This is a genomic window from Qipengyuania sp. SS22 (assembly GCF_025736935.1).
GTDB lineage: Bacteria > Pseudomonadota > Alphaproteobacteria > Sphingomonadales > Sphingomonadaceae > Qipengyuania.
On record NZ_CP107048.1, the window covers coordinates 489802 to 515236 of the forward strand.

Consider the following 25435-nt stretch of genomic DNA (forward strand, 5'->3'; position numbering starts at 1 on the left):
GCTACCCGTGTTTGCGCGTGCGGAACCACTTGGTCAGCACGTATTTCTGCCCGGCAATCACCGGGGTTCCGGCATGAAGCGTGTCTTCATTGGGTAGCCCTTCGGACGTGGCATTGTTCCACACCATTAGTACGCCGGGTTTGGGTTCGATCGAGGCGCCGATCTCGACGAAATGGGTGTGCCCGCCTTCCTCGACCTCGTTGAGAAAGGCCATCGCGGTCCAGCAGCGTTGCCCGCCGCGCTTGCGTTCCAGGTGCCAATATTCCTGGTCGGTATAGAACCAGTCATTGTGCGGCTTGAATTCCTGTCCGGGAAGATAGCGCTGCCCCTGGATGCTCTCCCCCACCTTGCCGGGCAGGCCGAGCAGATCGTCGATCCGGCGCGAGATCGCCTTGATGAACGGATCGTGTGGGTCGAAATTGCCAGAATAGGAGGTGCGGAACTTGGCGATATAGGCGGTTTCGTGCAGCTCGCTCGGCCGCGCGACGGCATCGATCATGCCCATCAGGCGCTGGCATTCATCGGGCGAGAGAAAATCGCCAACGGCATAGATTTCCGCCCTGTCGGTGGGGATCTTGTAGGCCTGCGGGTCGGCATCGAGGCGTTTGCGCACCATGGCGCCAACGCGTTTGAGGGCATCCTGATCGGGAACGGCAGCGGTCTTTGTCATCGGGGCCCTTGTTAGCAAGCATGTGCGAGGCTTCAAGTAAGGCGCTTGCCGAGCAGGTCTCGAGCGTTAGGATGACGCCAGATCGATAGGGAGTGAATGATGAGCGAGACGCACGCACGCCGCTATTCCACCGGAGCCATGCTGTTCCATTGGACCATCGCGATACTCGTGATCATGAACTGGCAGATTGCCGAACGCGCGGCATCGCTGGAAATGCCGCTCAAGGCGGAAGTTTTCGGGTATCACAAGGCTTGGGGGATGGTGATCCTCGCGTTAACTTTGGGCCGACTGGCGTGGCGATTCACGCATCGCGTTCCGCCGCTTCCCGCCGATCTGGCCCGCTGGGAAGCCGCCCTGGCGCGTACGGTGCATACGATTTTCTATATCCTGCTGATCGGCCTGCCGCTGGGCGGATGGCTCGCCAATTCACTGGGCGGCCGCACAATCGATGTCTTCGGCCTGTTCACCATTCCGGCGCTCCCGGTCGGCGAAAATGGCGATCTGGCAGGACAGATTTTCGACGCCCATGCCTTGGGCGGATCGATTTTTATCGCGCTGATCGGCCTGCACATACTCGGCGCGCTCAAGCACACCTTCTTCGATCGCAACGGCGGCATTTTCCGCATGCTGCCCTTCGGCAAGGTGCCGGGCTGAGGCAGGCCACGAAAAACCCCCGCCAGTCACCTGGCGGGGGCTTGATTGCCGATTGGACCACTCACGAGAACCGATCGGCTGCGCGACTTACCAGAAGAAGTCGTGGATCACGTCGACTACCTCGCCGCTATAGACATCCACCAGCAGCACATCGTCGTAATAGCGCACCCAGCGATAGGGGCCGTAGACGGCGGGAAGGCGATAACGCCAGGGATCGTTGATCCAGTACCGGCTGCCGAAAAACAGGCTGCCGATACGCAGGCCGATGCTCAGGCGGCGGTAGTTGTAATTACGGTAGGGCGCGTAGTAGCGACCAAGCCGGTAGGTGCTGCGATTGGTGTAGCGATAGCGCTGCCAATCGTAGCGATTGTTGCTGCGCCAACGGCGCTGGTCCCAACGATTGTAATCGCGCCACCGGCGTCCGTCGTAGTAGCGCGCGCGGCGATTGTCATTCCGCGTATTGCGAGTGCGGGAGCGACTGGCGTCATTGCGGATGCGGCGATTTTCACGGGCGTCGCGTTGGCGCTGGTCTCGGCGACCCTCACGATAGGCCTCGCGGCGTGCTTCCTGGCGCCGCTCGATTCGCTGGCGCGCCTGCCGTTCGCTACGATTACGGTTGGCATTGGCGCGGTCCCGATTGGTGCGATCCCGTGCGGCATGGGCACGGTTGGCGCTGGCACGATCGCGATTGGCCGCCGTGCTGCGGTTGCGTTGCTGGATTTGACGCCGGGCGTTGCGCTCACGGGCGGCTTCGCCGCGCCGCTCTGTTGTGCTTGAGCCACGGGCCCGCGCAATATCTGCGCGGTTCTCGCCGCGTGAATCGCGGGCTTGCGAACGTTCTGGGCGTTGCGCTCTCCGGGACTGGGCGCGCCGTTCACTGCGCTGCTGGCGCTCGGCGCGCGGGGCGGAACGTCGCTGGCGGGTTTCGCCACGATCGCCGCGGTCGCGTTGTGCGCGTTCCTGCCGGTCGCGCGATTGCGCTTCGGCTTCTGCGGGCAGGGCGGTGATCGCCATCGCCGCAGCGAGGGCGCCCAGCGCGCTTCCTTTCAGGAGCTTGGTCAGATTCATGGAGCGTGTCCTCTTCTTACGCTTGGCGCCGCTCCACCACCTGCGGCATGTGTCGATGTCGCAATATGTATCACAACGGCCTGACCCCAAACTGAACCGGTCTGTCGGATTGTCGTTCATGTTCGGGTGTGGAAGTATGAATTTGGTGGGGCTTGGCACCAAGTGGCTGCGCAGGCATTGCTGTGCCCATGTACGACACACTCGACGAAGTCCGCGCCGATCTTTCCGCCAGGCTGGCCAACGCCGCGGGAAACCGCCATTCGGCCATGCACACACCGGTGGTTGCCACTGCCGATGCCGATGCGCGGATGATGGTGCTACGCGCCTTCGATGCCGACAGCTGGACGCTGCGCTTTCATACCGACGCCCGTTCGCCCAAGGTCGCGGTGATCGAAGGCGATCCGCGTATTGCGATGCTTGGCTATGACCGCGATGCAAAGGTGCAGCTGCGGCTGCGCGGCACCGGACGGATCGAACGCGACGGGGCGATGGTCGATGCGGCCTGGGCGGAAAGCACCAATTTCGCGCGGCGTTGCTATCTGGGGGAAGGGCCGGGGGCAGTCTCGAAAGAGCCGACCTCGGGGCTACCGCCCGAATTCGAACGCGACGAGCCTGACTATGCCCAGCTCATCCCCGCGCGCGAGAATTTCGCGGTCCTGCTGATGCAGGCCGACGAGGTCGACTGGTTTTCGCTCGCGCACAATGGCCATCGCCGGGCATTGCTGATGCGCGACGGACGCGGCCGCTGGATCGCGCCATAGGACGCTCAGCGCCGGGCGAATTCAGCAAAGCCGCCTTCGTCCACATTGCGTGAATCGATATGTGTCGGCGCAGCGCGGGGAGGGCCGTCTTGCATCGCGGCCATCATCTGCTCGACTGCCTCGCGCGGACCTTCGACATGCGCCTCGACAGTGCCGTCGGGCAGGTTCCTGACCCAACCGGTCAGGCCGAGTGAACGCGCGGTCTGGACTGTCCAGTCGCGATAGAACACGCCCTGGACGCGGCCGTGAACGATAAGATGGCGGGCGGTCATCGAATTGCTCGACCGGGGCCGTCGGCCCGGACCGCCCGCCAGTATCCCATCAGGCCGCCTGCTTGATCTCGCGAAGCGTGATGGCGAAAGTGATGTCTTCACCGGCCAGCGGGTGATTGCCATCCGCCTTGATCGACTGGTCGTTCACATCGACGACATAGAGCGTCATCGGCGAACCGTCCTGCTGCTGCGCCTGCAGCGCCATGCCGGGCTGCGGGGCGGGTTCGGGCGGCAGGTTTTCGCGCGGGATTTCGATGATCAGCTCCTCGCGGCGCGGACCGAAGGCGCTGTCGCATTCGATCGCGACGGTCTCTTCGTCGCCGACTTCCATCGCGGTCAGCGCCTGCTCGATCTGCGGGAATATCTGGCCGCTGCCCAGTTCGATGTCCTGCGGGCCTTGTTCTTCGGTGTTGCCGACCACTTCGCCGTCGCTCCGGCGCAGGACGTAGTCGATGGATACGGTGTCACCGTTTTTGGGAGTGGGCATAAATGTCCTTTTCGAAATTGAATTTTGCGGCCGCCATGGGCCGTCCGGGAACGCGCTCGCAAACGAGCGCCTTGCCCCTGATTGTCGCAACTCAGCGGGTGCTAGTCAAATGCAGTCGGCGCAGGTCGCTCACTGCCGGTCGATTCATCGGCAACGGGCGACGGTATGGTCCGTGCGGCCCGCTAGATCACGGCGGGTTCTTGGTAGATGACGCAACGCGCGCGGCCGCCGTGCTTGGCCCGGTATAGTGCGTCGTCGGCCGAACGCAGCAGCTGGCTTTCGTCCCAGCGCACGTCATATTCCGCGATGCCGATACTGACGGTCACGGGTTCGAGGCCGGCTTGGCTCCATTCGGCGGCCGCCAACGCGCGGCCCATGGCCAAGCATCGTTCGCGGGCCGCAAGCGCGTCACTGCCGGGCCAGACGAAGAGGAATTCCTCGCCGCCCACGCGGCCCACCATTTCGCCCGATCGCAAATGCGCTTCGAGCACCTGGCTGACCTTTACCAGCGTGAGATCGCCGATCTCGTGGCCGAACCGGTCGTTGATCGTCTTGAAGTGATCGATGTCGATCATCGCGATGGTGAACCGGTGTCTGCCGGAAAAGGCCTTCGAAATCTGTCCGGCGATGCGCGACAGCACCTTGCGGCGGTTGGGAATGCCCGTGAGGTGATCGGTCTCAGCCAGGATCCTGACTTCGGCCGCCTCGGTCTCGGCCCGCAGCTTGGCCTGCTCAAGTTCGCGCATGGCCTCGGTGCGTTCAGTCACATCCATGATGGTGCCGAAGATAATCGCGGGTCCATGACGAGACTCGGTTTCCACCTCGTTGCGGCATTCGAAATAGCCCGGCGTGCCATCGGGTGAGTCGATGCGGGCTTCGAATATGAATGGAATGCCGGTGTGGCGCGCCCCGCCAGCAGTCCCATTACCCTGGGGCGGTCATGCTCGTGGAACATCTCTGCCATCTCGGTCAGTGTTGCGGGCAGGGGCTCGCGCGCCAGCATCCTGCCGGCTTCTTCGGACCAGTAGATTGCATCGGTATCCGGATCATGCCGCCAATGGCCGACCTTGGCGGCGCGTTCGGCGGCCTCGAGAAGCCGCTTGCTGGTGGCAATTTCCTCGAGATCGCGCCGGTTCCGGGCGAGTGACAGCGCTACGGGCAGCGTCGAGACCAGCAGGGCCAGCAGGTAGACCTGGAACACCAGTACCTGCTGCTCGACCGGGGGAAAGAATGTCCCCACCGGTCCGAGATCGAAGATCGTCAGGACCGAGCCGATTGCGGTCACCAGCAGCAGCGCGACCATCGCGCCGCTCAGACCCAATGCCGCGGTGGTGATCGAGATCGCGACCAGCGGCAGGATCAGCAAGGGGAATGCGGCCTGCCCGAAGGCCGCCAGCGCGGTCAGCGCGACGAACACAAAGGTCCAGAACCCGCGCAGCGACAGCATGCGGGTTTCATGCGCCTTGTCCTGATGGAGGAACATGACGACCGGCGTCACCACCAACATGCCCAGCGTCACCGTGCTCATCCACGAGGTAAGGAACACGGTGTCGAAATTGCTCGACAGAATGCCCGCCATGATGGCGCTGGCGACGCCACCGATTAGCGCGGATGCAGCGAAGCGGAGCAGGTTGAGCGGGCGCGCCAGCAGGACATGACCGGTCCGCCCGCCACCCATCAGCGCGAAGACCAGCCAGCCTTCGATGAGATTGGCGATGGTATAGCCTACCGAGGGCAGGACACCCACGCCGGACCACATATTCGCTACGAAGCTGGCGAGCGCCACGCCGATGCTGGTCAGCTTGCGTCCGCGCGGATTGAGCAGCAGCAGCGCCGCGACGAAAATGCCGCTGGACGGCCAGACCGCCGCAAGGCCATCCGCACCCTGGGTCAGCTCGAGTGCGATCATCGCGCACACGAGCCAGCCGAGGCTGAAGATGATCGCCCACGTCAGTTCGGCGCCTGCCGAAACCGCGAACTTCCGCTTACTCAACTAAGCCCCCCCTTTGGCCGCGGCGTGAATGACCGGGCCTTACCGGAGGCTTAACGCGTCAGCTTCTTGTAGGCGAGGCGTGTGGGACGATCCGCCGCATCGCCGAGACGACGGCGTTTGTCTTCCTCGTAAGCTTCGAAATTGCCTTCGAACCATTCGACGTGGCTGTCGCCCTCGAAGGCCAGAATGTGCGTGGCGAGGCGATCGAGGAAGAACCGGTCATGGGAGATGACCACGGCGCAACCGGCGAAGTTTTCGATCGCTTCCTCCAGTGCGCCGAGCGTCTCGACGTCGAGATCGTTGGTCGGTTCGTCGAGCAGGAGGACATTGCCGCCTTCCTTGAGCATCTTGGCCATGTGCACGCGGTTGCGTTCACCGCCCGACAGCTTGCCGACGTTTTTCTGCTGGTCGGCGCCCTTGAAATTGAACGCGCCGACATAGGCGCGGGTGCTGGTGTCGTGCCCATTGACCTTCATATAGTCGTGTCCATCGGAGATTTCCTCCCACACGTTTTTGCTCGGATCGAGATGGTCGCGGCTCTGGTCGACATAACCCAGATGCACGGTCGACCCGATTTCGACCGTCCCGCTATCGGGCTCTTCCTTGCCAGTGAGGATCTTGAACAGCGTCGACTTGCCCGCGCCATTGGGGCCGATCACGCCGACGATACCGCCCGGGGGCAGCATGAAGGAGAGGTCTTCGAAAAGCAGCTTGTCACCATAGGCCTTGGTGATGTTCTTGGCCTCGATCACCTTGCCGCCAAGCCGTTCGGGGACCTGGATGACGATCTGCGCCTTGCCCGGCTTGCGGTCCTTCTGCGAATCCTGGAGCTGTTCGAACTTGCGGATACGCGCCTTGGACTTGGTCTGGCGCGCGGCCGGGGTCTGCCGGATCCATTCGAGTTCACGGCCCAACGCCTTCTGGCGTCCGCTTTCCTCGCGGCTTTCCTGTTCGAGACGCTTGGCCTTCTTCTCGAGATAGGTCGAGTAATTGCCTTCGTAGGGATAGTAGCTGCCGCGATCGAGCTCGAGGATCCATTCGACGACATTGTCGAGGAAGTAGCGGTCATGGGTGATCATCAGCACCGCGCCGGCATATTCCTTGAGGTGGTTTTCAAGCCACTGGACGCTTTCGGCGTCGAGATGGTTGGTCGGTTCGTCGAGCAACAGGATCGAGGGCTTCTGGATCAGCAGACGCGTCAGCGCGACGCGGCGTTTCTCGCCGCCCGAGAGGTCGGTCACCGACCAGTCGCCCGGCGGGCAGCGGAGCGCTTCCATCGCCACTTCGAGCTGGTTGTCGAGCGTCCAGCCGTCAACCGCGTCGATCTTGGCCTGCAGATCGCCCATTTCTTCCATCAGCGCATCGAAATCGGTGTCGTCCTGCGGGTCGCCCATTTCCGCGCTGATCGCATTGAAGCGGTCGACCAGACCGGCGGTTTCGCGCGCGCCGTCCTTGACGTTTTCGAGCACGGTCTTGCTCTCGTCGAGTTCGGGCTCCTGCTCGAGATAGCCGACGGTGATGTTCTCGCCCGGCCAGGCTTCCCCGGTGAAATCGGTATCGATCCCCGCCATGATCTTGATCAGCGTGGACTTGCCCGCACCATTGGGCCCGACGATGCCGATCTTGGCGCCTTGGTAGAACTGCAGATTGATATTGCTGAGCACCGGCTTGGGCGCACCGGGGAAGGTCTTGGTCATGTCCTTCATGACGAAAGCGTACTGGGCGGCCATCGGGCGAAAATCCTTCGAGATACGGAACTGGCTGGGCGGGCACGTTGGCCCGCATGTTTGGGGGCGCAGATAGTCGCCCAAGCGTCATCGGGCAAGTATCACGAGGCTGCGGGACCGACCCCGCAGGTACCTGAAATGCAAATACGTGTTAAGCCGCAATGATATCTGGACAAATCCGGCCAGAAAACCGAATTGGGCCGGCAATTGGGGGTTTTACCTACACCAACTTTTAACCGAAACTGCTTATCCAAATGGCAGGAAGGGCAAGGGCAGTCCATGCGCGAACAGATTATGGGCTTGATCACGCCGACGATGGCGATCGTGTTTTTCGCGGTCTTCCTCGTGATGTGGTGGCGTGGGAAGATGGGCAGTTATGTGCTCGGCTTCGCCGTGGCCTATGTGTTTTTTGCGATCGGCTTCGGGACGACGCATCTGTTCGACACCGGTTCGCCTTACGTCTTCCACATCACCCAGTTCTTCTATTCGATGAGCACTGCGACGGCGATCTGGGCCTTGACCAGGCGCGCCGGGCAGCCGCCTTATCTTGGTGTCCTGCTCGTGATCTATGCGCTGTCGGCGGTTACGCTGGCGGTGGCCGTGGTGACCACACCCGAAATTTCCTCACGCCTGATCATCGTCAACGTCGGTTATGGCGCGATGTATCTCGTCTGTCTGATGTCGCTGCTCGGCGGGCAGCGGCGCGAGGCGATCGACAAGCTGATCATCGTCGCGCATTCGATCCTGGCTGCACAATTCATGATCCGACCGGTTCTGACCTTGCTTGTCGAGCAGGGGATCGCAGCGGATGGTTACCGCGAGTCGGTCTATTACTCGGTTCTCAACCTGTCGCTGGCGCTTATTTCGCTGATGACTGCGATGGTCCTGGTCGGCGCCTGCGTCTACGACCAGATCAAGGCGGTGCGCGAACAGGCCGAGCTCGACGGGTTGACCGGGCTGCGCACGCGGCGCGCCTTCGAACAGGATGTCGTCGAATTGCTCGAACGAGCGAAGCAGGAATGCCTGCCGGTGTCGCTGGTGGTGGCCGATATCGACCACTTCAAGGCGGTCAATGACGTGTGGGGGCACCAGGTCGGCGACCATGCGATCGCGCAATTCGGCGAGATCATCACGGGGACGATCCGCGATACCGACCTCGCCGGGCGCATCGGCGGCGAAGAATTCTGCATTCTCGCTTGGAATTGCGACGAAACCGCAGCCGCTACTATGGCGGAGCGTATCCGCTGCACGTTTGCGCAGGCACAGGTCGAGGGCATGCCCGACGATCACCGGCTTACCGCCAGCTTCGGCGCTGCCGGGCGGATTGAGGGCGAGGGCTACGGGCGGCTTTTCGCGCGGACCGATGCGGCGCTCTACCGGGCCAAGGAAAATGGGCGCAATCGCACAGTGCGCGACGCTGCGGGCAAGAAACGCAACGTGGTCACCTCAATCACGCAGAGCGTCGACGAACGGCGCGAAGCGAGCGTCTAGCCAAGACCCTGCGTCAAGATGCGCTCTTTCCCTGCGCGGCGCTACTTGTCCTGCGAAAACAAAACCAATGTTTTCAATCGGGCCTTAACTGTTATCGCCTAGGGATCGGGTGAGAGGGTCGGGGTAGCGCATGTCAGAGAATATTCTAGCTTTGGCGAACCCGATGCTTAGCACGGTATTCGCCCTTGCGTTCTTCATCTTGTGGCGACGCGACCCCAGCGCCACTTGGATCGCGATCATATCCGTCGGGTATTTCTCCAGCGCGCTCGGGTTTTTCATTTTCCATTTCACCGATGATCCCAAGGGGATCACGGCAACCGTGTTGATGCACCTATGCTATTCGCTCGGGACGATCAGCCTGGTGTGGGGGATTTGCGCGCGGTACGGGCAGGCGATCGACCACAGGCTCTATATCGGGATTGCCGCTCTCGGCATGATCCTGATGATCGGCGCGAGTTTCGGGGTGAATTATAATGCGCGTCTCTATACTGCCAACGCCTGTTACGGACTGATCTTCGCGCTCGGCACGCAGACCGCCGCGCGCAAGGCAGGTACGGAGTTGCTCGACAAGACGATCATTTTACTTCTCGCGATAGGATCGTTCCAGTTCTTCGTCCGCCCGCTGGTTGCGATCATGGTCGAAGGGGCGATGACCGCTACCGAATATCGTGAAACGCCGTTCTACGCCCTTATGGTTGTGTCGCTGGCGCTCGCGGCGGTATCGCTGGCCCTGATCTTGCTCGGAGCGGCTCTAACCGACCAGACCAAGGCGGTGCGTGAAGATGCGGAGCGCGATGCGCTGACCGGTCTGAAGATGCGTGGGCCCTTCGAGGCCCAGGCAATCGCCATGCTGAACCGCGCCCGCGACAAGGACGTCCCGGTAAGCGTGATCGTGGCCGATATCGATCACTTCAAGCGGATCAACGATATCTGGGGGCATCAGGTCGGCGACAGTGCGATCGCCAGCTTCGGGGACCTGCTGCGCTCGACGATCCGGGACACCGACATTGCCGGACGCGTCGGAGGAGAGGAGTTCTGCATCTTGGTATGGAATTGCCCGGAGGACCCCACGCTCAAACTAGCCGAGCGCATCCGCGCGCGGTTCGAGCAGCTTCCGATCGACGGCATTTCGGATGATGTCCGGCTGACTGCCAGCTTCGGGGTTGCCCAATGGGTGACCGACGAAGGCTATGGCAGGCTCTTCGCGCGTGCCGACGCGGCGCTCTATCGCGCTAAGGAAGGCGGCCGCAATCGCACGTCTGCCGATGCCGACGACAGGCCACGCGCTGTGGTCTCTCCCTTCAAACAAGGTGCCGATCCGCGCGAAGTACGCGCCTAGCCCAGCTTCCGCCGAAGCAGACGGGGCATAAGTGCCGCTTGCATCGCCGCACGCAGCAACAGGAACCCGACGAAGCTGGCCCACAGACCGTGATTGCCGAGCGGCCAGGTTAGCCACAGCAACAGACCATAGCCCGCCGCCGCGCCCGCCATGGCGAGCAGTAGTGCGCGGGTCCAGCTGGCGCCCACGAACACGCCATCGAGCACGAAGCCGGCAAAGCCCGCCAGCGGAATCGCCACGAGCCACGGCCATAGTGTCCGCGCCTCGGCGGCGACTGCGGGGGTGGCGGCGAAGCTGTCGGTGATCGTCCCGCCAAGAAAGGCAAACACCAGCGCCAGCCCGGCCGCCACGCCGAAGCAGCGCCACAGGATCGCGCGGATATAGAGCGTGAAGCCGCCGCGGTCTTTATCGCCCGCACGTTCGCCATTGAGCACTTGCGCGGCATTCTCGAATCCGTCGAGCAGCAGCGCGGACAGGATGAACATCTGGTAGACGATCCCGTTAGCCGCGAGCGCCACCGGTCCGCGCTCGGCCCCCAACCGGGTCAGGGCGGCAATGGCGATGATCAGCACCACAGTGCGCAGGAACAGGTCGCGATTGACCGAGAGAAAGGGCCTGAGCGCGGCCAGCGACATGCTCGTCCCGGTACGCAGCGCCGCGCGGATATCGCTGCCCGCAATCCGCCAGATCACTACGCCCGCGGCGGCGAGTTTGGCAAATTCGGCGATAAAGCTCGACCAGCCGATCCCCGCAATGCCCCAGTCGAGTGCGAGCGTCAGCCACAGGCCCAGCGCGACGTTGAGCAGATTGTAGAACACTTCGATCGCCAGCACCTCGCGCATGCGGCGACGCCCGACGAGAAAGCCGACCAGCGCGAAATTCGCCATTACGGCGGGGGCGCTCCAGTACCGGATATCGGCATAGACCAGCGCCGCGCTGCGCACCTGCGCTTCGGCCCCCAGCGCATCGAGAAACAGCGGCAGCAGCACCGGCTTGGCGAGCAATAGCAGCGCGGCGATCGCCAGGCCGACTACCAGCCCCTTGATCAGTACTTCGGCCTGCGCCTGCGCGCCCGACCGCGTGCCCGCCTGCGCGACCAGGCCGGTGGTGCCGGTCTTGAGGAAATTCATCACGGTGAACAGCGCGGCGAACAGCTTGGCGCCGACATCGACCGCGCCCTGCGTCGAGGCATCGCCCAGTTGGCCGACGATCCACATATCGCCCACGCCGATCAGCGCGGTGGCCACATTGGTCACCATGGCGGGCAGCGCGATCGCCCAGATCAGGCGGGTATCGATGGCGGGAGATGCGGTGGTGTTCAAACGGTGGAACCTCCGCAACGGCGTCTGGAAGCCAGCCGGACGAAGCCGCCCATGCGGCGGCTTCGCATTACGAAATACTGGTCGGGGAGACTGGATTCGAACCAGCGACCCCTTGTACCCAAAACAAGTGCGCTACCAGGCTGCGCCACTCCCCGACCGATTTCCCGCAAGACGCCGAGCTTGGTGGGCCCGGCAGGACTCGAACCCGCGACCTAGCCGTTATGAGCGGCCAGCTCTAACCAACTGAGCTACAGGCCCCAAGGCACGCCCTGCGGAACAGCGCGCCTAGCCCCGGGGCGAGAGGCATGCAAGCGCTAGGCGTCCACTGCGCTCATGATTTCCGCGACCGTGGTCGGACGGACCCCGCGCATGTCGAGATAACCGTAGACCCCGCGCAGCCAGTCATACAGCGTGTCGAGGTCTTCTTCGGTGCGGACATAGGGTGTGTGACCGGGCGCGAGCGAGGGGCTGTGGAAGCTCAGCACCAGGATCGGCAGACCGTCATCAATCGCGATATCGACCGCGCGCAGTGCCTCTTCCTTCGTGACGCCCTCGGGGGTGAGACCGATGCGTTCGAGCAGCCCGAGCTTCGCCAGCGCGCCGCCAAGCAGCGGAAGTTTGCGGGCGAGCGGGAAGAGCTGCTGGCCCTGCTTGCGCAGCATGCCCCAGAACACGCTGGTAAGCGGTAGCTCGAGCAAGGTGCGCTCCGCGTCGGTCCAATAGGGAACGACCGGATGGCGGCTGTAGTCGGGCCCATGCGCGTCGGAATAATCGTAACGCGCGCGTACCGAACTATCGATCGCAACGCCGGTCTCGCTCAACACTTTGGCGGTTTGCGGGCCAAGGCCATAACGGCCCGCGCGATAGATCCGCGGAACGGTGCCGAAGCCTTCTTCGATCGCATCGCGCAGGCGGCGAAACTTGTCCCGCTCCAATTCGTGCGGGAGATTGCCGGCAAAGCTGTTGCGCGTGGTGACTTCTTCCCTGTGCGGCGGATTGACCCAGGGGTGCAATTGCACGCCGATTTCGGCCTTTTTCGCGCGCACCGCATCGCCGATGATCTCGCGCGCCAGCGGATCGGCTGCGATCGGCCAGTCGACCATATAGACCGGCGAGACGCCGAGCCCTTCGCAGAACTCCTGGAAACCGGTAATCGCGCGGACATGGTCGAGCCCATAGCCATCGGCGCGAAATGGGGCGTTCCAGTCGAACTCTTCCTCGGTATCGACCGTCAGCAGCGAGCGCTGCCCGAACCCGTCCGCATAACGCGCGACCTGCGATGGGTGGGGCGGGTCGAGGAGATTGGCATGGGCGATAGTAGGTTGTCCTAGCCGGCTGCGCGATCAGGTGCATCGGCAGGGCTAGGCAGCGCGTCCACACCGGTCAAGAGCGGGAGCGCGAGGATGAGGACGCCGTCTTCGCGCACCAGTTCGCCGCCCGCCGCGCGGGCTTCCGCGCGCGCAAGGCGGAGCGAGAAGCCGGCACCGAAAATGCCCGAGCTCAGCGTGCTGCCACCCGAGCGGACATCGGAGGCGAAGACGTCTTCGGTTTCAGCCAGTTTGGTTGGCAATTGCGCACGCAGTGCGACCTGGTCGCCGTCCAGCGCGAGCGCCAGCGCAACGTTCTCGCCCGCTCCGGTCGCTCCCGCCAGCGTAGCCAGGATACGCCAGCCAAGCATTTCGGCTTCGTTCTGGGCCAGCGCCATTGGGGCAGGCGCTTCGGTGATCTCTGCATCAAATCGCGCAACCCGGGGGCCAAGCACGGTCTGCAGTTGCCGGACTTGCGCGCGGACGATGGCGGCAAAATCGCTCTCGCCCGCTTCCAGATCCAGTTCCCCAGTCTCGAGCCGCGCCAGCCGGTCGAGCTCGTCGAACCCGGCAAGGATGCGCGCGGAATCGCCCGCGATCGTTGCGGCCAGCGCGCGGTATTCATGCGGGGTCGGCCCGAAGACCTGCTGCTGGATGACCTCGGCATAGCCCTGCATCGCATTGACCGGCGTGCGCAGTTCATGGAGCAACTGGCGCAGACGGTCCGCGCTGCGCTGGGCGCGGTTGTCGACCGGCGCGAGCGCACGGCGGAACCGCCCGACATAGCCATAGAAGCGACCATCGCCGCGGGTGAAGCGCGGGGCGGCATCGACGATCCAATCGCCCTCGATCGCGTCGGCCCCGCGCAGGCTGATCGGCACATCGCGGACCGGCTGGCGGTTGACGAAAGCGGTGGCGAAATCCTCGCCCACCTGACCGCCTGCGCGTCGTTGCGACAGGTCGATACCAAACACCAGCGGGGCGATTTCGGGTTCGGCCCAGTCGATCCGGCCTTCGGACCCGGTGCCGAAGCTGAACCCGTCGAGCGGTTTGCGCGGCGCCGTTTCTTCAAGTCCCGCCATCGGCAGGGTCGGCGCATTGACGCCTTGCTCACCGGGCGCGCGGGCCTTGCGGAAAGTTTCGATCCGCTCGACCAGCGCGCGGATGCCATCGGACTTGGGAGGCGTTTCTGCCTCAGGCGCGGGCGCGGGCGCGGGGGCGGGCGCGGTGTCTTCGGCTACCGGTACCGGGGCGGGCTGCGGCTCCGCTTCAACCAAGTCGTCGGGCTCATCGGCTGTAGCAGCATTTTCGTTCGCGGGACGCAGGACCAGCGGCTCGAGTTCGTCCAGATCGATCGGGTCGCGTGTTTCCTGCGCAGCCGGATTGGGCTGGGACGCGGGCCTTGGCAGCGGCAGTGCGCGATCCGACACGCCGAGCCGGTCGAGCACTCGCACCGCGCCAATGGGCAGGTCGCGGCGATGACGCAGGAAGCCGCGCGCGCGGATCGGCAGGCGCGGGATGAGCGCGGCCCATTCCTCGTCGGTCAGTTGCGCGCGATACAGTGCGGCCCCGGCGATGGCGGGATGCGCCTCGCCGAACCAGCGCACGAGTTCGGGGTTGCGGAAGCGCCAGCCGTTCTCGCCCACGATGCCCGCGCGTTCGTCGGTCGGGATCACTTTGGCCAGCGCAATCAGCCGCAGATACGCCGCCGCCTTGAGCGCGGGATCGCCCCCCTGCGGCCGCTCGCCAAGAAGGTCGAGCAATTGCCGGAACTGCGTCTTCGCCGCGCGCTCGCCCGCAGCGCGGTGGCGCAGCACAGTGGCAAGGCGATCGTCGAAATGCATTGATACTCCGGGTAGCGTGGGGGTCCGCGACACGTAACCCATCGCAGCACAACGTTTCTACAGGTGTAAAACTTAGGCTGAACGGAAAGTTGCCTTCGCGTTGCAAAGCGGGACAATTGCTGGCAGGGCTAATAATGTTAGCCAAGAGGGCTGCATTGCGTTTCCAACATTTCGTGGAAGTTTCGCGATGACTCGCCTGTGGCGCAGGGTTAGCAGAGGCAGCGTATATGGCCAATCTTGATGATATCGACCGTCGTTTGCTGGCGGAACTCCAGTCCGAAGGACGAATCACCAATGTCGAACTGGCCCATCGGGTCGGATTGACTGCGCCGCCGTGCCTGCGCCGCGTGCGCGCGCTCGAAGAAGAAGGCGTCATCCGCGGCTATCATGCCGAACTCGATCCCTCGAAGCTGGGCTTCTCGATTACCGTTTTTGCGATGGTCAGCCTGAAGAGCCAGGCGGAAGATGCCCTGCGCGAATTCGAGGTCGCGATGCGCGACCTGCCCGAGGTGCGCGAAGTACACATGCTCAATGGCGAGATCGATTTCATCATCAAGATCGTGAGCAAGGATCTGCAGAGTTTCCAGGAATTCCTGACCAGCAAGCTTACGCCCGCTCCCAATGTGGAGAGCGTGAAAACCTCGCTCACCATCCGCACCAGCAAGCACGAGCCCGGCGTGCCGCTATGAGCGCGGTCGAGCGGATTGAAGGCCATTGCCTGTGCGGCGCGGTCTCTATCGCGCTCGACGATCCCGCGCATGAGATCGAGATTTGCCAGTGCGACATGTGTCGGCGCTGGGGCGGCTCGTTCTATTCCGCGCAGACCGGCAAAAGCGTTGAAATCACGGGCGAGGGCAAGGCCACCGTATACCGCTCGAGCGAATGGGCCGAACGCGCCTTCTGCTCGCAATGCGGCAGCAATCTGTGGTTCCGCTTCCTCCCGACGGGCAATCGCAGCTTTTCCGCGGGCCTGTTCGACGCGGCGGCACATCACGCGATCGAAAAAGAGATCTTCGTCGACGAACGCGCCGACTGGTGCCGCATCGAAGGCGACCATCCGCGCCAGACCGGCGAAGAGGTGATCGCGGAGGCAAAGGCGGCGGGTTTCAGCTTCGATCAGTCGGGGGCCGAGGTGGGGCGGCTGGTCGATTGGCGGCTTAGGTCTCGCATGATCAAACAGCCACCGTCGCTTGGTATATCGCCAGCAGCCGATTGTGGTCCTTAGCCGCCGCTAGCCTCACGCGTCTTTAGCCATTCCTCGAGCCATTTGATCGAGTAGTTCCCGCTCTTCACATCGTCCTGCTGCAGCAATTCCTGGTGCAGCGGGATGCTGGTCTTGACGCCTTCGACCACCATCTCTTCCAGCGCGCGCTTCAGGCGCATCATGCAACCTTCGCGCGTGCGGCCATAGACGATCAGCTTGGCGATCATGCTGTCGTAATAGGGCGGAATCCGGTAACCGGCATACAGCCCGCTATCGACACGCACATGCATGCCGCCGGCCGCGTGATAATGCGTCACTTCGCCGGGCGAAGGGGCAAAGGTCCAGGGATCTTCGGCATTGATGCGGCACTCGATCGCATGACCCTTGAACTCGATTTCGTCTTGCGTGACCGACAGCGGCTTGCCTTCCGCGATACGGATCTGTTCGCGCACCAGATCGACGCCGGTGATCGCTTCGGTAACCGGGTGTTCGACCTGCAGGCGGGTGTTCATTTCGATGAAATAGAACTCGCCGTTTTCCCACAGGAATTCGATCGTCCCTGCGCCGCGGTAGGCCATGTCGCGCATCGCCTGGGCGCAGATTTCGCCCATCCGCATGCGGTCGTCCTCGCCCAGCACGGGGGAGGGGGCTTCCTCGAACACCTTCTGGTGGCGGCGCTGGAGCGAACAGTCGCGCTCGCCCAGGTGGATCGCCTGGCCATTGCCGTCGCCGAAGACCTGGAATTCGATATGGCGCGGGTCGCCGAGATATTTCTCGATATAGACAGTGGCGTCGCCGAAGGCCGCCTTGGCCTCGCTGCCCGCCTGCTTCATCAGCGTTTCGAGCTGGTCCTCGCTTTCGCAGACCTTCATGCCGCGCCCGCCGCCGCCGCTGGCGGCCTTGATGATCACCGGATAGCCGATTTCGGCAGCGACCGCGCGGCCTTGCTCGACGGTTTCGACCGCGCCGTCCGAACCCGGAACCAGCGGCAGGCCAAGCGCTCCGGCAGTCTTCTTCGCCGCGACCTTGTCGCCCATGGTGCGGATATGCTCAGGCTTGGGGCCGATCCAGGCGATGTCATGCGCCTCGACGATCTCGGCGAACTTGGCGTTTTCCGACAGAAAGCCATAGCCAGGGTGGATCGCGTCGGCCTGGCTGACCTCGGCCGCGGAAATGATGTTGGCAACGTTGAGATAGCTGTCGGTCGCGGGCGGCGGACCGATGCACACCGCGTGATCGGCCAGCCGGACATGCATGGCATCGGCATCGGCAGTGGAATGCACTGCGACCGTCTCGATCCCCATTTCATGCGCCGCGCGGTGGATGCGCAGCGCGATTTCGCCGCGATTGGCGATCAATATGCGCGAGATACCCATGGCTTACGCGACGACGACGAGCGGCTGGTCGAATTCGACCGGCTGGGCGTTTTCGACGAGGATCGCCTTTACCGTCCCCGCCTTCTCGGCCGTGATCGGGTTCATCACCTTCATTGCTTCGACGATCACCAGCGTCTGGCCTTCCTTGACGCTGTCGCCGACCTTGATGAAATCCGCCGCACCCGGTTCGGGGGCCAGATAGACCGTGCCGACCATCGGCGATTTGGTTGCCCCGGCAGTGTCCGCTTGTGCGGCGCCCGCGCTATCGGGTGTTGGAGCCGCAACAGCAGGCGCTGCCGGTGCCGCCGTCGCTGGCGCCATCATAGCGGGAGCCGCTGCCATGGCTACGCCGCCGCCGCGCGCAACGCGGATCTTGCGGTCGCCATCCTCGACTTCGATTTCGGTAAGTCCGGTGTCGTCCAGCATCTCGGCCAGCTCGCGTACGAGAGCGGTGTCGACATTCATGCCGGATTTGCCGGCGCTGGCTTTACGATCGGCCATGGAACCCCTTGTGTGTTGTTTGCGCCGCCTATGCTACCCGCGCGGCGATAGGGCAAGGGGTGTGCGGGCGAATTAGAGCACGGCCGCTTTCTCCAACGCTACGGCATAGCCCCGCGCGCCCAGGCCCTTGACCTCGTCCACCGCGCCCATGCCCACATAGGAGATGTGACGGAAGGCTTCGCGCGTCGCAGGGTCGGACAGATGGACCTCGATCACGGGCACTTCGACCGCCTTGATCGCATCGAGCAGCGCGATCGAGGTATGCGTATAGGCCGCCGCGTTGAGCAGCACCGCTTTGGCACCCACGCTGCGCGCCTCGTGCAGCCAGTCGACCAGCACACCCTCGTGATTGGTCTGTCGAAAGTCGATCGCCAGCCCGAGCTCGCGCGCCTTCTCGCCGAGCATCGCCTCGATATCGGCAAGCGTATCAGTGCCGTAGATCTCCGGCTCGCGTGTGCCGAGCAGGTTGAGATTGGGGCCGTTGAGGACGAAGACGGTGTCGGTCATGGCCGACGCTGTAGCGCCAATCGGCAGGACCTCAAGCATCGACCCCCTTGACCTTACCCCATTGGCGCGCCGCGGTGTAGCCGAGGTAGCCGGTGCCGAAGAGCGCGTAGAGCGCTTCGGGCAGGGCGGCGAGGTAGCGCGTCATGCCTTCGCCGATAGCGCGCGCGGCGGTGGGGTCGAAGGCGGCGATCACGCCCATCGGGACGCTGAACAGGATCAGCGCATACATGACATAGAGAAAACTCGGCCGTGCGCGGCTGGTCCAGGGGTCCGCGCTCTGTGCTTCGGCGACGATGGCGGACAGGCGCGCCTCGATCTGCTGCAGGTCCTGCGTGCCTTCGAGGGCGAGCAATTCGAGCTTGGCCTTTGCGCGCGCTTCCTTGTCGGGGATCATCTTATCGATGATCGAGGCGATCGGGCCGATAAGCGATTCGATAAGCGGCATTGGACATCTCCGGTTCTAGAAATGGAGATGTTTAACCAATTTGGCACATGTAGGAAAATGGACGCTACGACATGACAAAATCCGGGGGTGGTCGGGATCTTGCCCGCCACCCCCGGTGCATTTGGGGGTTATTGGCCCCTATCGGTGCGTTTGGCCTTCAGCCGGCTGGGCGGGTGCTTCCTTGAGTGCCGCGCCTGCGGGCTTCGCCTTGCCGCCCGAAACCGCGGCTTCTCCCATTACCAGGGCATTGCCGCTCGCTGCGAAATTGCTCGCCGGGACCGTAAAGGCGCGCCCCTTCGATTCGACCACGACCTGTTCCACCCGGCCCCGCGAATCGCTCACCAACTGGCGAACCTTGCCTACCGGGATGCCCTGCGCGCTGGTTACCGGCATACCCGGGGCAATGGCGATGGCGCCTTCGCCTGCTGCGGCTCCGCTACCCGCTGCTGCCAACATGCCCTGCGGGAATGAAGCCTCGCCAGCTCCCCCAGCCGTTCCATTGCCGCTGCCGGTGGCAGTGAGGTCACTTGTCTGCGAAGCGGCACCGCTGGCAGCCGTTTGCGCCTTGTGCACTGCGGGGGTCGCCAACTGGCGGACCCGAGTCACGCCAGACCGCGTCTGAGCAACGCCTTGTCCGGCCAACGCGCCAACCGCATCGGTGCCGACAAGTTGCGCCTGCGCGTTACCCGAGCCCGATGCGCGTCCGCTGCCCGTCGCCGAACTGGCAGCATTGCCATGCGGCGTGGAGAGGACTTGGTCGGCAGTGGTCGTGACGCTTGTATCGAGCGAACGGTCAAGCGACACCTCGCCTGAGCGGCGGTCGACATTCTGGCTGCCGCGTGTGCGGGTTTCACCGCGCAGCGTTCCGCGCGTGGTCGATCGGAGTGACCCGGTCGCGCTTTGCGTGATCGAACCGGTCGTGCCGGTGACTTGGCCCAGACCCGAGCCCGAAAGCAGCTGTGCCTGCGCCTGCGGCGCTGCGGCCAGGGCAGTGAGTGCGGCTGCTGCAAGAAGATGCTTTTTCATCATATGGTCCTTTCGTCTGCAGGCGGAGGGGGATCGGTGCCTGCTTCGAAAGGAGAACGGATTGGCCGCGTGGCTTAATCCATGCGAGGGAGAATTTTTCAGCGGCCCGTGCACGACCCGCAGAGAAGTCCGCGTCCGAACACCGGATCGGCGCCCTTGCTCCCGAGGTCCTCCGCCTCTCGGTCGAGCGCGCTTCGCCAGTTGTCACCGCTATGCAGCGCGCGCGCCAGCCGCGCGGCAACCAGCGGAGCGGCGAACGAGGTGCCGCGCACGCGGATGCGTTTGCCCTTGGCATCGATCGCGCGAATATCCGCGCCCGGTGCAGCATAATCGAGATGCAGCGCGCGGCCCGCCTCGATCAGCGCACGGCGCTTGCCATCTACTGCAGTCACCGCGACTACGCCTTCGTAGCTGGCGGGGTAGGCGGGTGGCGCAGCGGGCCCGTCATTGCCAACCGCCGCAACCACGATCACGCCGCGGCGGCGCGCCGAGGCAATCGCGCGTTCGAGGAGCGGGTTTCGCGGCCCGACCAGACTGATCGTCACCACGCGGCTCCCTTCGCCGACCAGCCAGCCGAGCCCGCGGGCAATGGCGAGCGCATTCCCGCCCGCCTTGTCGGTCCCATAGACATCGGCAACGCGGATCGGCCCGGCGTGTTCGGAGGCGAGAAGCGAGGCGACCGCACTTCCGTGATTGCTCGGATAGGGTGCGCCTTCGGCAAAACCGCGGATCGCCGCGACGCGGACCGATTTCCCGGGGGCGCCGTCGATCATGCCGACCGCAACGCTGGCGCCTGCGCCGCTCGACGCAGCGCTCATCAGGCCAAGCGGAACCGCATCGCCTGCGAGAAAATGCAGATTGTCGGGCGCGAAGATCGCGTCGGGCACCAAATCGGCCAAGTCTTTCTCGGCTTCGTCGAGGTCGCGACCGGACGGAATGCGCAGCCGTGTCACGCGCATCCCCAGTTCTTCCAATTCGATCGTTTCGATGATGCCGAACCCCGCACGTGACGCGGCCAGCAACGCGTCCGTCTGCGCATCGACCAGCAGTAACTCGCCCCGCCGTGCGGGCGCGCCGCGCGCATCGCGTTCGATTGTCGCGCGATTGCTGCGCACCAGCCGGTCGATCCGCTGCACCCGGTTGCGCGCCAGTTCGCGCGCATCCTGCGCGGTGCGATCGAGCGTGTTTCCAGCCAGCTCGCCTACCTGCCCCAGCACCTCGCCAACGCGCGGTACTGCTACGCCGGGCACCGCGACCTGCGCCGCAAGCGGCGCGGCAATGATGGCAAGGAGCAGGGAAATCAGGGAAAATCTGGCCATTGGTTGCCTTCTGTGTCGTAAATCGCATTAAGCATGGATGAAACGGGCCATGCCGTCCGTTTAATCCACGGAAGGCAGATGACGCTGAATCCATCGTTCGAGCAGGACTTGCTGGCCTTGTTGCCCCGGCTGCGCCGTTTCGCAGTCGGGCTCTGCGGCAATCCGGCCGACGGTGACGACCTCTGCCAGATGAGTCTCGAGCGCGCGCTCGCCAACCGCGACAAGTGGCGGGAAGGGACGCGGCTCGACAGTTGGATGTATCGGATCATGCGCAATCTGTGGATCGACGAGGGCCGCGCGACGACGCGCCGGCGCGAGACATTCGTCGCCGAAGACGCGGGCTTCGCGGTCGGCGGCGATGGAGCACAGGAATCTGCGGTGGAGCTGTCGATGGTCGATCGCGCGATGCAGCAATTGCCTGCGGACCAGCGCGAGGCGGTGCTGTTGGTGATGGTCGAAGGCTATGGCTATCGCGAGGCCGCCGGGATCGTCGGCTGCCCGGTCGGTACGCTCAATTCGCGGCTGGTGCGCGGGCGCGACGCGCTGCTTACGATACTCGGAGAAAACGCATGACCATCACGCGCGAGGAACTTGCCGCCTTTGCCGACGGCGAACTGCCGCCCAAGCGCGCGTCCGAAGTCGCCGCTGCGGTCGAGGGCGATCCCGAGCTGGCGCACCAATTGGCCACGCACCAGGCGCTCAAGAGCCGGCTGGCAGGCCATTTCGCGCCGCTCGCCGAAGAGCCCGTTCCCGAGCGCCTCTCGGACATGCTGGCGCAAAAGACCGCGCCGGTGGCGGATATGGGCGCCGCGCGCGAACGACGCCAGGCTCGACGCACGCTTCCGCGGTGGAGCTGGGTGGTCGGTCCGGCGCTAGCCGCGTCGCTGGCGCTGGCCGTATTCCTGCCGCGCGGCGAAGCGCCCGACGGCTATGCGGGCGCGCAGCTTGCGGGCGTGCTCGATACCCGGCTCGTGGCCGAGCAGGGCGCCGATGAAGACACGCGCATATTGCTGAGTTTCCGCGATGCCGATGGCGAATTTTGCCGCGCCTTCACGGCGGAGGCGGGCAGCGGGATCGCGTGCCGCGATGCGCGGGGCTGGAAGCTGGAGGCGCTGGGCGAGGGCGCTACCGGTGCGCAGACCGAATACCGCACGGCCGGAGGCGGTACGACAGAGATCCTCGTGCAGGCGCAGCAGATGGCGGATGGCGCGGCACTCGACGCCGAGGCCGAGGCCGCCGCGCGTGCTGCTGGCTGGCAGTAGCCGCCGACGCGGAGCTGCCTCGCCGCTACTCGATTCGAGATAAAAAAGGACCGGCGCTCTGAGCACCGGTCCTTCGAGGAGGGCGACCGTCCGGGTGGCTTGGGACGGGTGCGGTCGCCGTTGGCTGCGGCTGGTCAGTCGACCAGGTAGACGGTGCCCTGGCGATAGCCCCGCTTTGCCATGTCGTGGATGTAATCCTTGCGCTCGTGCCCGATCTCATGGGCATATTCGGACCATGCATCGCGGCGGTCTTCGACGTCGCTGGCGCGGCGCAGATCGCTGGTGAGTTCCTTCTGCGCCTCGGTGATGTCGATGCGATAATCGAACCACAGGCTGTTCTCGATCCCCGCAATGGGAGTGGTGAAAATCAGCCGTTCCTCGGCGCGGGCGATCTGTTCTTCGTACAGCGCGGGCAGCGCCGCCTGCGCGGTACCGGCGAGGCCGAGGGCGAGCAGCGGGAGGATGGTGTTGGTCTTCATCGGGTCTTCTCCTTCATGCCGGAGCCGGCACGCGCCGGCTGGTCGAAGGGGAAACGGATCCGCGCATGCGCTTAATCCACGCAGCGCCAAAAATTTCATCCGCGCATGCCAAACGCCCCGCAGGGCGGTGGTCTGTCAGACGGATTATGAAGGGAAACCACTGGTCGGGATGACTGGATTCGAACCAGCGACCCCCACACCCCCAGTATGGTGCGCTACCAGGCTGCGCTACATCCCGAAACCAGTGGAGGCGGCCCTATAGGGCGGGTGTTTGTGCATGGCAAGCGGAGTTCGCAGGCATTTCGTTGCCCCGGCATCGCAATGCTGCTAACCGCGCCGCACTTTCGCAAGAAGGATTGCGCAGACCGCTTGAACCGGCCGCGCGTATCGCCCAATTGCGGACCCGACCGATACGCAAATTTCCGACAGGTATTCCTCCGATGATCGATTTTCTCGCCGCCGCCGGAAGCGCCGCAGCTGGGCCGCCCGCATGGACCGGCTGGGTACTGCCGCTGGGCATGCTGCTGATCCTGTGGTTCCTCATCCTGCGCCCGCAGATGCGCCAGCAGAAACAGCACCGCGAACGCGTCGCCGGGCTCGGCAAGGGTGACGAAGTCGTCACGGCCGGTGGCCTCGTCGGCAAGATCACCAAGGTGGACGAGCACTTCGTCCATGTCGAACTTGCCAAGGGCATGACCGTCAAGGCGGTGCGCAATACGATCGGCGAAGTGCTGTCGTCGCGCAATACCCCCGCCGCAAACGACTAGGACGCGCCCCCTCCATGCTCGATTTCCCTACCTGGCGTAAGGTCTGGCTCTGGCTGATTACCGGCCTGTGCATCGCCGCCGCGCTGCCTTCGTTGCTGTCGGCCACCAGTGTTCGCTGGCCCGACGTGCTGCCCGACCCGATGGTCAACCTCGGTCTCGACCTTGCCGGCGGCAGCCACATCCTGCTCGAGGCCGACGCCGCGCAGGTCGCGACGCAGCGGCTCGAGAACATGGAAGAGAACGTGCGCAACACCATGCGCCGCGCCGAACCGCGGATCCGCATCGGTGACGTTTCGACCCGTGATGGACGGCTCAGCTTCATGCTCGACGATCCGGGGCAGGTCGACCGTGCGCGCGAATTGCTGCTGCCGTCGATCAACGGCACCGGTCTGGTTCGAGAATGGGATCTGGCGGTCGAGGACGGCAATCGCATGATCCTCACCCCCACCTCCGAGGGGATCGACCAGGCGGTCGGCGATGCAATGGAAAGCGCGACCGAAGTCGTGCGCAAGCGTATCGACGAACTCGGCACACGCGAACCGACGATCATCCGTCAGGGCGATACGCGCATCGTGGTGCAGGTCCCCGGCCTGCAGGATCCCGACCAGCTCAAGGCGCTGCTGGGCCAGACAGCCAAGCTCGAATTCAAGCTTGTCGACCAGAATGCCTTGCCCAGCGACGTGCAGCAGGGCCTCGCCCCTCCGGGCTCCGAAATCTTTGCCTATGCGGATACGTCCGCCTTTGCCGGATCCTCGCTCGCAGTACGCCGCCTCGGTGGTATCCGCGGCGACAATCTGACCGGCGCGCAGCAGAGCTTCGATCCGCAGACCAACGAACCGGTGGTCAATATCCAGTTCGACAGCGATGGCGGACGCCGTTTCGCCAAGCTGACGACCGAGAATGTCGGCAAGCCCTTTGCGATCATCCTCGACGATACGGTGCTGTCGGCGCCCAATATCAACGAGCCGATCCGTGGCGGCACCGCGCAGATATCGGGCGGTTTCTCGGTCGAGACGGCGAACCAGCTGGCGATTTCGCTGCGCTCGGGCGCGCTGCCGGTCGATCTCGCAGTGATCGAGGAACGCACCGTCGGCCCCGATCTCGGCGCCGACTCGATCAAGCGCGGCATGCTCGCCATGCTGGTCGGTTCGCTGCTGGTCATCGCGTTGATGATCGCCAGCTATGGCCGCTTCGGTGTCTATGCGACGGTCGCGCTGGTCATCAACGTGGCGATGCTGCTGGGTATCATGGCCGCGCTCAATACCACGCTGACCTTGCCCGGTATTGCCGGTTTCGTGCTGACCATCGGCGCGGCGGTGGATGCCAACGTGCTGATCAACGAGCGTATCCGCGAGGAACGCAAGCGCGGCCGGCGCGTGATCGCCGCGGTCGAGAACGGCTACAAGGAAGCGAGCCGCGCGATCTACGACGCGAACGTCACCAATTTCATCGCCGGCGTGCTGCTGTTCCTGTTCGGATCGGGCCCCATCCGCGGTTTCGCGGTGGTGCTGATCATCGGCCTGTTCACCAGCGTCTTCACTGCCGTCACGCTGACCCGCATGTGGGTTGCCGACTGGCTGCGCAAATCCAAGCCCAAAGACATCGTGCTGTAAG

General features: G+C 64.2%; 28 protein-coding genes and 3 tRNA genes. 11 read left to right on the forward strand and 20 right to left on the reverse strand.

All coding sequences use genetic code 11. The features are described from left to right. Window position 1: 1 nt before the first annotated feature. On the reverse strand, window positions 2-670 hold the full coding sequence (locus tag N6L26_RS02420) for a prolyl hydroxylase family protein (protein WP_263606473.1): 669 nt from the start codon (window positions 668-670) through the stop codon (window positions 2-4). A 99-nt stretch (window positions 671-769) separates the two neighbouring features. Here N6L26_RS02420 and N6L26_RS02425 point away from each other — a divergent pair, with 99 nt between their 5' ends. Continuing rightward, complete coding sequence (locus tag N6L26_RS02425) at window positions 770-1324, forward strand: cytochrome b (protein ID WP_263606475.1); 555 nt, start codon at window positions 770-772, stop codon at window positions 1322-1324. A gap of 87 nt (window positions 1325-1411) precedes the next feature. Here the strand turns inward: N6L26_RS02425 and N6L26_RS02430 are convergent, their stop codons facing one another. Continuing rightward, window positions 1412-2392: an RcnB family protein gene (locus tag N6L26_RS02430; RefSeq protein ID WP_263606476.1), complete on the reverse strand. Its 981-nt coding sequence runs from the start codon at window positions 2390-2392 to the stop codon at window positions 1412-1414. A gap of 188 nt (window positions 2393-2580) precedes the next feature. On the opposite strand from N6L26_RS02430, the gene N6L26_RS02435 reads away from it, so the two are divergent. Then, window positions 2581-3153, forward strand: coding sequence for a pyridoxamine 5'-phosphate oxidase family protein (locus N6L26_RS02435; protein ID WP_263606478.1), 573 nt, complete (start codon window positions 2581-2583; stop codon window positions 3151-3153). A 5-nt stretch (window positions 3154-3158) separates the two neighbouring features. Here N6L26_RS02435 and N6L26_RS02440 read toward each other — a convergent pair whose 3' ends face one another. From N6L26_RS02440 to ettA, 5 genes are all read right to left on the reverse strand, one after another. Continuing rightward, window positions 3159-3425 (reverse strand): acylphosphatase, encoded by a 267-nt coding sequence (locus N6L26_RS02440; RefSeq protein WP_263606479.1) that lies wholly within the window; start codon window positions 3423-3425, stop codon window positions 3159-3161. Window positions 3426-3474: 49 nt separating this feature from the next. Then, window positions 3475-3912, reverse strand: a complete 438-nt coding sequence (locus N6L26_RS02445) for an FKBP-type peptidyl-prolyl cis-trans isomerase (protein ID WP_263606480.1) — start codon at window positions 3910-3912, stop codon at window positions 3475-3477. 182 nt (window positions 3913-4094) lie between these two features. Next, a complete protein-coding gene (locus N6L26_RS02450; protein WP_263606481.1) occupies window positions 4095-4685 on the reverse strand; it encodes a GGDEF domain-containing protein in 591 nt (196 codons plus the stop codon). Next, window positions 4676-5905 carry an MASE1 domain-containing protein gene (locus N6L26_RS02455; protein WP_263606482.1) on the reverse strand — a complete coding sequence of 410 codons (1230 nt, stop codon included), beginning with the start codon at window positions 5903-5905 and terminating at the stop codon, window positions 4676-4678. Before N6L26_RS02455 ends, N6L26_RS02450 begins: the two co-directional genes overlap by 10 nt. Before the next feature lie 50 nt (window positions 5906-5955). Next, window positions 5956-7635 carry an energy-dependent translational throttle protein EttA gene (ettA, locus tag N6L26_RS02460; protein WP_253517153.1) on the reverse strand — a complete coding sequence of 560 codons (1680 nt, stop codon included), beginning with the start codon at window positions 7633-7635 and terminating at the stop codon, window positions 5956-5958. A gap of 276 nt (window positions 7636-7911) precedes the next feature. Here ettA and N6L26_RS02465 point away from each other — a divergent pair, with 276 nt between their 5' ends. Both N6L26_RS02465 and N6L26_RS02470 read left to right on the forward strand, forming a co-directional pair. After that, window positions 7912-9123 (forward strand): GGDEF domain-containing protein, encoded by a 1212-nt coding sequence (locus N6L26_RS02465; RefSeq protein WP_263606483.1) that lies wholly within the window; start codon window positions 7912-7914, stop codon window positions 9121-9123. 163 nt (window positions 9124-9286) lie between these two features. Further along, window positions 9287-10462 carry a GGDEF domain-containing protein gene (locus tag N6L26_RS02470; protein WP_263606484.1) on the forward strand — a complete coding sequence of 392 codons (1176 nt, stop codon included), beginning with the start codon at window positions 9287-9289 and terminating at the stop codon, window positions 10460-10462. Here the strand turns inward: N6L26_RS02470 and N6L26_RS02475 are convergent. The 4 genes from N6L26_RS02475 to N6L26_RS02490 form a co-directional block, all read right to left on the reverse strand. After that, a complete protein-coding gene (locus N6L26_RS02475; RefSeq protein WP_263606485.1) occupies window positions 10459-11784 on the reverse strand; it encodes an MATE family efflux transporter in 1326 nt (441 codons plus the stop codon). The two genes, N6L26_RS02470 and N6L26_RS02475, sit on opposite strands and share 4 nt — an antisense overlap. A 78-nt stretch (window positions 11785-11862) precedes the next feature. Continuing rightward, window positions 11863-11939, reverse strand: a tRNA-Pro gene (locus N6L26_RS02480). Window positions 11940-11965: 26 nt separating this feature from the next. Then, window positions 11966-12042, reverse strand: a tRNA-Ile gene (locus tag N6L26_RS02485). 56 nt (window positions 12043-12098) lie between these two features. After that, window positions 12099-12887 carry a polysaccharide deacetylase family protein gene (locus N6L26_RS02490; RefSeq protein ID WP_318173613.1) on the reverse strand — a complete coding sequence of 263 codons (789 nt, stop codon included), beginning with the start codon at window positions 12885-12887 and terminating at the stop codon, window positions 12099-12101. A gap of 60 nt (window positions 12888-12947) precedes the next feature. Between N6L26_RS02490 and N6L26_RS02495 the strand changes: the two genes are divergently transcribed. Further along, entirely contained in the window at window positions 12948-13115 is a 168-nt protein-coding gene (locus N6L26_RS02495; RefSeq protein WP_263606486.1) for a hypothetical protein, read from the forward strand. Here N6L26_RS02495 and N6L26_RS02500 read toward each other — a convergent pair. Then, complete coding sequence (locus N6L26_RS02500) at window positions 13112-14935, reverse strand: sensor histidine kinase (RefSeq protein ID WP_263606487.1); 1824 nt, start codon at window positions 14933-14935, stop codon at window positions 13112-13114. The two genes, N6L26_RS02495 and N6L26_RS02500, sit on opposite strands and share 4 nt — an antisense overlap. 227 nt (window positions 14936-15162) lie before the next feature. Between N6L26_RS02500 and N6L26_RS02505 the strand changes: the two genes are divergently transcribed. Together N6L26_RS02505 and N6L26_RS02510 are read left to right on the forward strand one after the other, a co-directional pair. Further along, entirely contained in the window at window positions 15163-15624 is a 462-nt protein-coding gene (locus N6L26_RS02505; RefSeq protein ID WP_263606488.1) for an Lrp/AsnC family transcriptional regulator, read from the forward strand. Beyond that, window positions 15621-16160 carry a GFA family protein gene (locus N6L26_RS02510; RefSeq protein ID WP_263606489.1) on the forward strand — a complete coding sequence of 180 codons (540 nt, stop codon included), beginning with the start codon at window positions 15621-15623 and terminating at the stop codon, window positions 16158-16160. Before N6L26_RS02505 ends, N6L26_RS02510 begins: the two co-directional genes overlap by 4 nt. On the opposite strand, the gene accC is transcribed toward N6L26_RS02510, so the two are convergent. The 6 genes from accC to N6L26_RS02540 all read right to left on the reverse strand — a co-directional run bounded on the left by accC (window position 16157) and on the right by N6L26_RS02540 (window position 21313). Further along, on the reverse strand, window positions 16157-17515 hold the full coding sequence (accC, locus tag N6L26_RS02515) for an acetyl-CoA carboxylase biotin carboxylase subunit (RefSeq protein ID WP_263606490.1): 1359 nt from the start codon (window positions 17513-17515) through the stop codon (window positions 16157-16159). The two genes, N6L26_RS02510 and accC, sit on opposite strands and share 4 nt — an antisense overlap. 3 nt (window positions 17516-17518) lie before the next feature. Beyond that, window positions 17519-18016: an acetyl-CoA carboxylase biotin carboxyl carrier protein gene (accB, locus tag N6L26_RS02520; protein WP_263606491.1), complete on the reverse strand. Its 498-nt coding sequence runs from the start codon at window positions 18014-18016 to the stop codon at window positions 17519-17521. A 72-nt stretch (window positions 18017-18088) separates the two neighbouring features. After that, window positions 18089-18523 (reverse strand): type II 3-dehydroquinate dehydratase, encoded by a 435-nt coding sequence (locus N6L26_RS02525; protein ID WP_263606492.1) that lies wholly within the window; start codon window positions 18521-18523, stop codon window positions 18089-18091. Between the two features lie 31 nt (window positions 18524-18554). Then, on the reverse strand, window positions 18555-18968 hold the full coding sequence (locus N6L26_RS02530) for a holin family protein (RefSeq protein WP_263606493.1): 414 nt from the start codon (window positions 18966-18968) through the stop codon (window positions 18555-18557). Between the two features lie 138 nt (window positions 18969-19106). After that, a complete protein-coding gene (locus N6L26_RS02535) occupies window positions 19107-19994 on the reverse strand; it encodes a hypothetical protein (RefSeq protein WP_263606494.1) in 888 nt (295 codons plus the stop codon). Window positions 19995-20092: 98 nt separating this feature from the next. After that, window positions 20093-21313 (reverse strand): S8 family serine peptidase, encoded by a 1221-nt coding sequence (locus N6L26_RS02540; RefSeq protein WP_263606495.1) that lies wholly within the window; start codon window positions 21311-21313, stop codon window positions 20093-20095. A gap of 78 nt (window positions 21314-21391) precedes the next feature. Here N6L26_RS02540 and N6L26_RS02545 point away from each other — a divergent pair, with 78 nt between their 5' ends. Next, window positions 21392-21886, forward strand: a complete 495-nt coding sequence (locus tag N6L26_RS02545; protein WP_263606496.1) for an RNA polymerase sigma factor — start codon at window positions 21392-21394, stop codon at window positions 21884-21886. Next, a complete protein-coding gene (locus N6L26_RS02550) occupies window positions 21883-22575 on the forward strand; it encodes an anti-sigma factor family protein (protein ID WP_263606497.1) in 693 nt (230 codons plus the stop codon). The genes N6L26_RS02545 and N6L26_RS02550 overlap by 4 nt, the downstream gene beginning before the upstream one ends. Window positions 22576-22709: 134 nt before the next feature. On the opposite strand, the gene N6L26_RS02555 is transcribed toward N6L26_RS02550, so the two are convergent. Both N6L26_RS02555 and N6L26_RS02560 read right to left on the reverse strand, forming a co-directional pair. Next, window positions 22710-23054, reverse strand: a complete 345-nt coding sequence (locus N6L26_RS02555) for a hypothetical protein (RefSeq protein ID WP_263606498.1) — start codon at window positions 23052-23054, stop codon at window positions 22710-22712. A 161-nt stretch (window positions 23055-23215) separates the two neighbouring features. Then, window positions 23216-23292 (reverse strand) — tRNA-Pro (locus tag N6L26_RS02560). Window positions 23293-23494: 202 nt separating this feature from the next. Here N6L26_RS02560 and yajC point away from each other — a divergent pair. Both yajC and secD read left to right on the forward strand, forming a co-directional pair. After that, complete coding sequence (yajC, locus tag N6L26_RS02565) at window positions 23495-23821, forward strand: preprotein translocase subunit YajC (protein WP_253517118.1); 327 nt, start codon at window positions 23495-23497, stop codon at window positions 23819-23821. 14 nt (window positions 23822-23835) lie between these two features. Then, the gene (gene secD / locus N6L26_RS02570) at window positions 23836-25434 is read left to right on the forward strand and encodes a protein translocase subunit SecD (RefSeq protein ID WP_263606499.1); all 1599 of its coding nucleotides are present in this window, start codon (window positions 23836-23838) and stop codon (window positions 25432-25434) included. Window position 25435 lies beyond the last annotated feature (1 nt).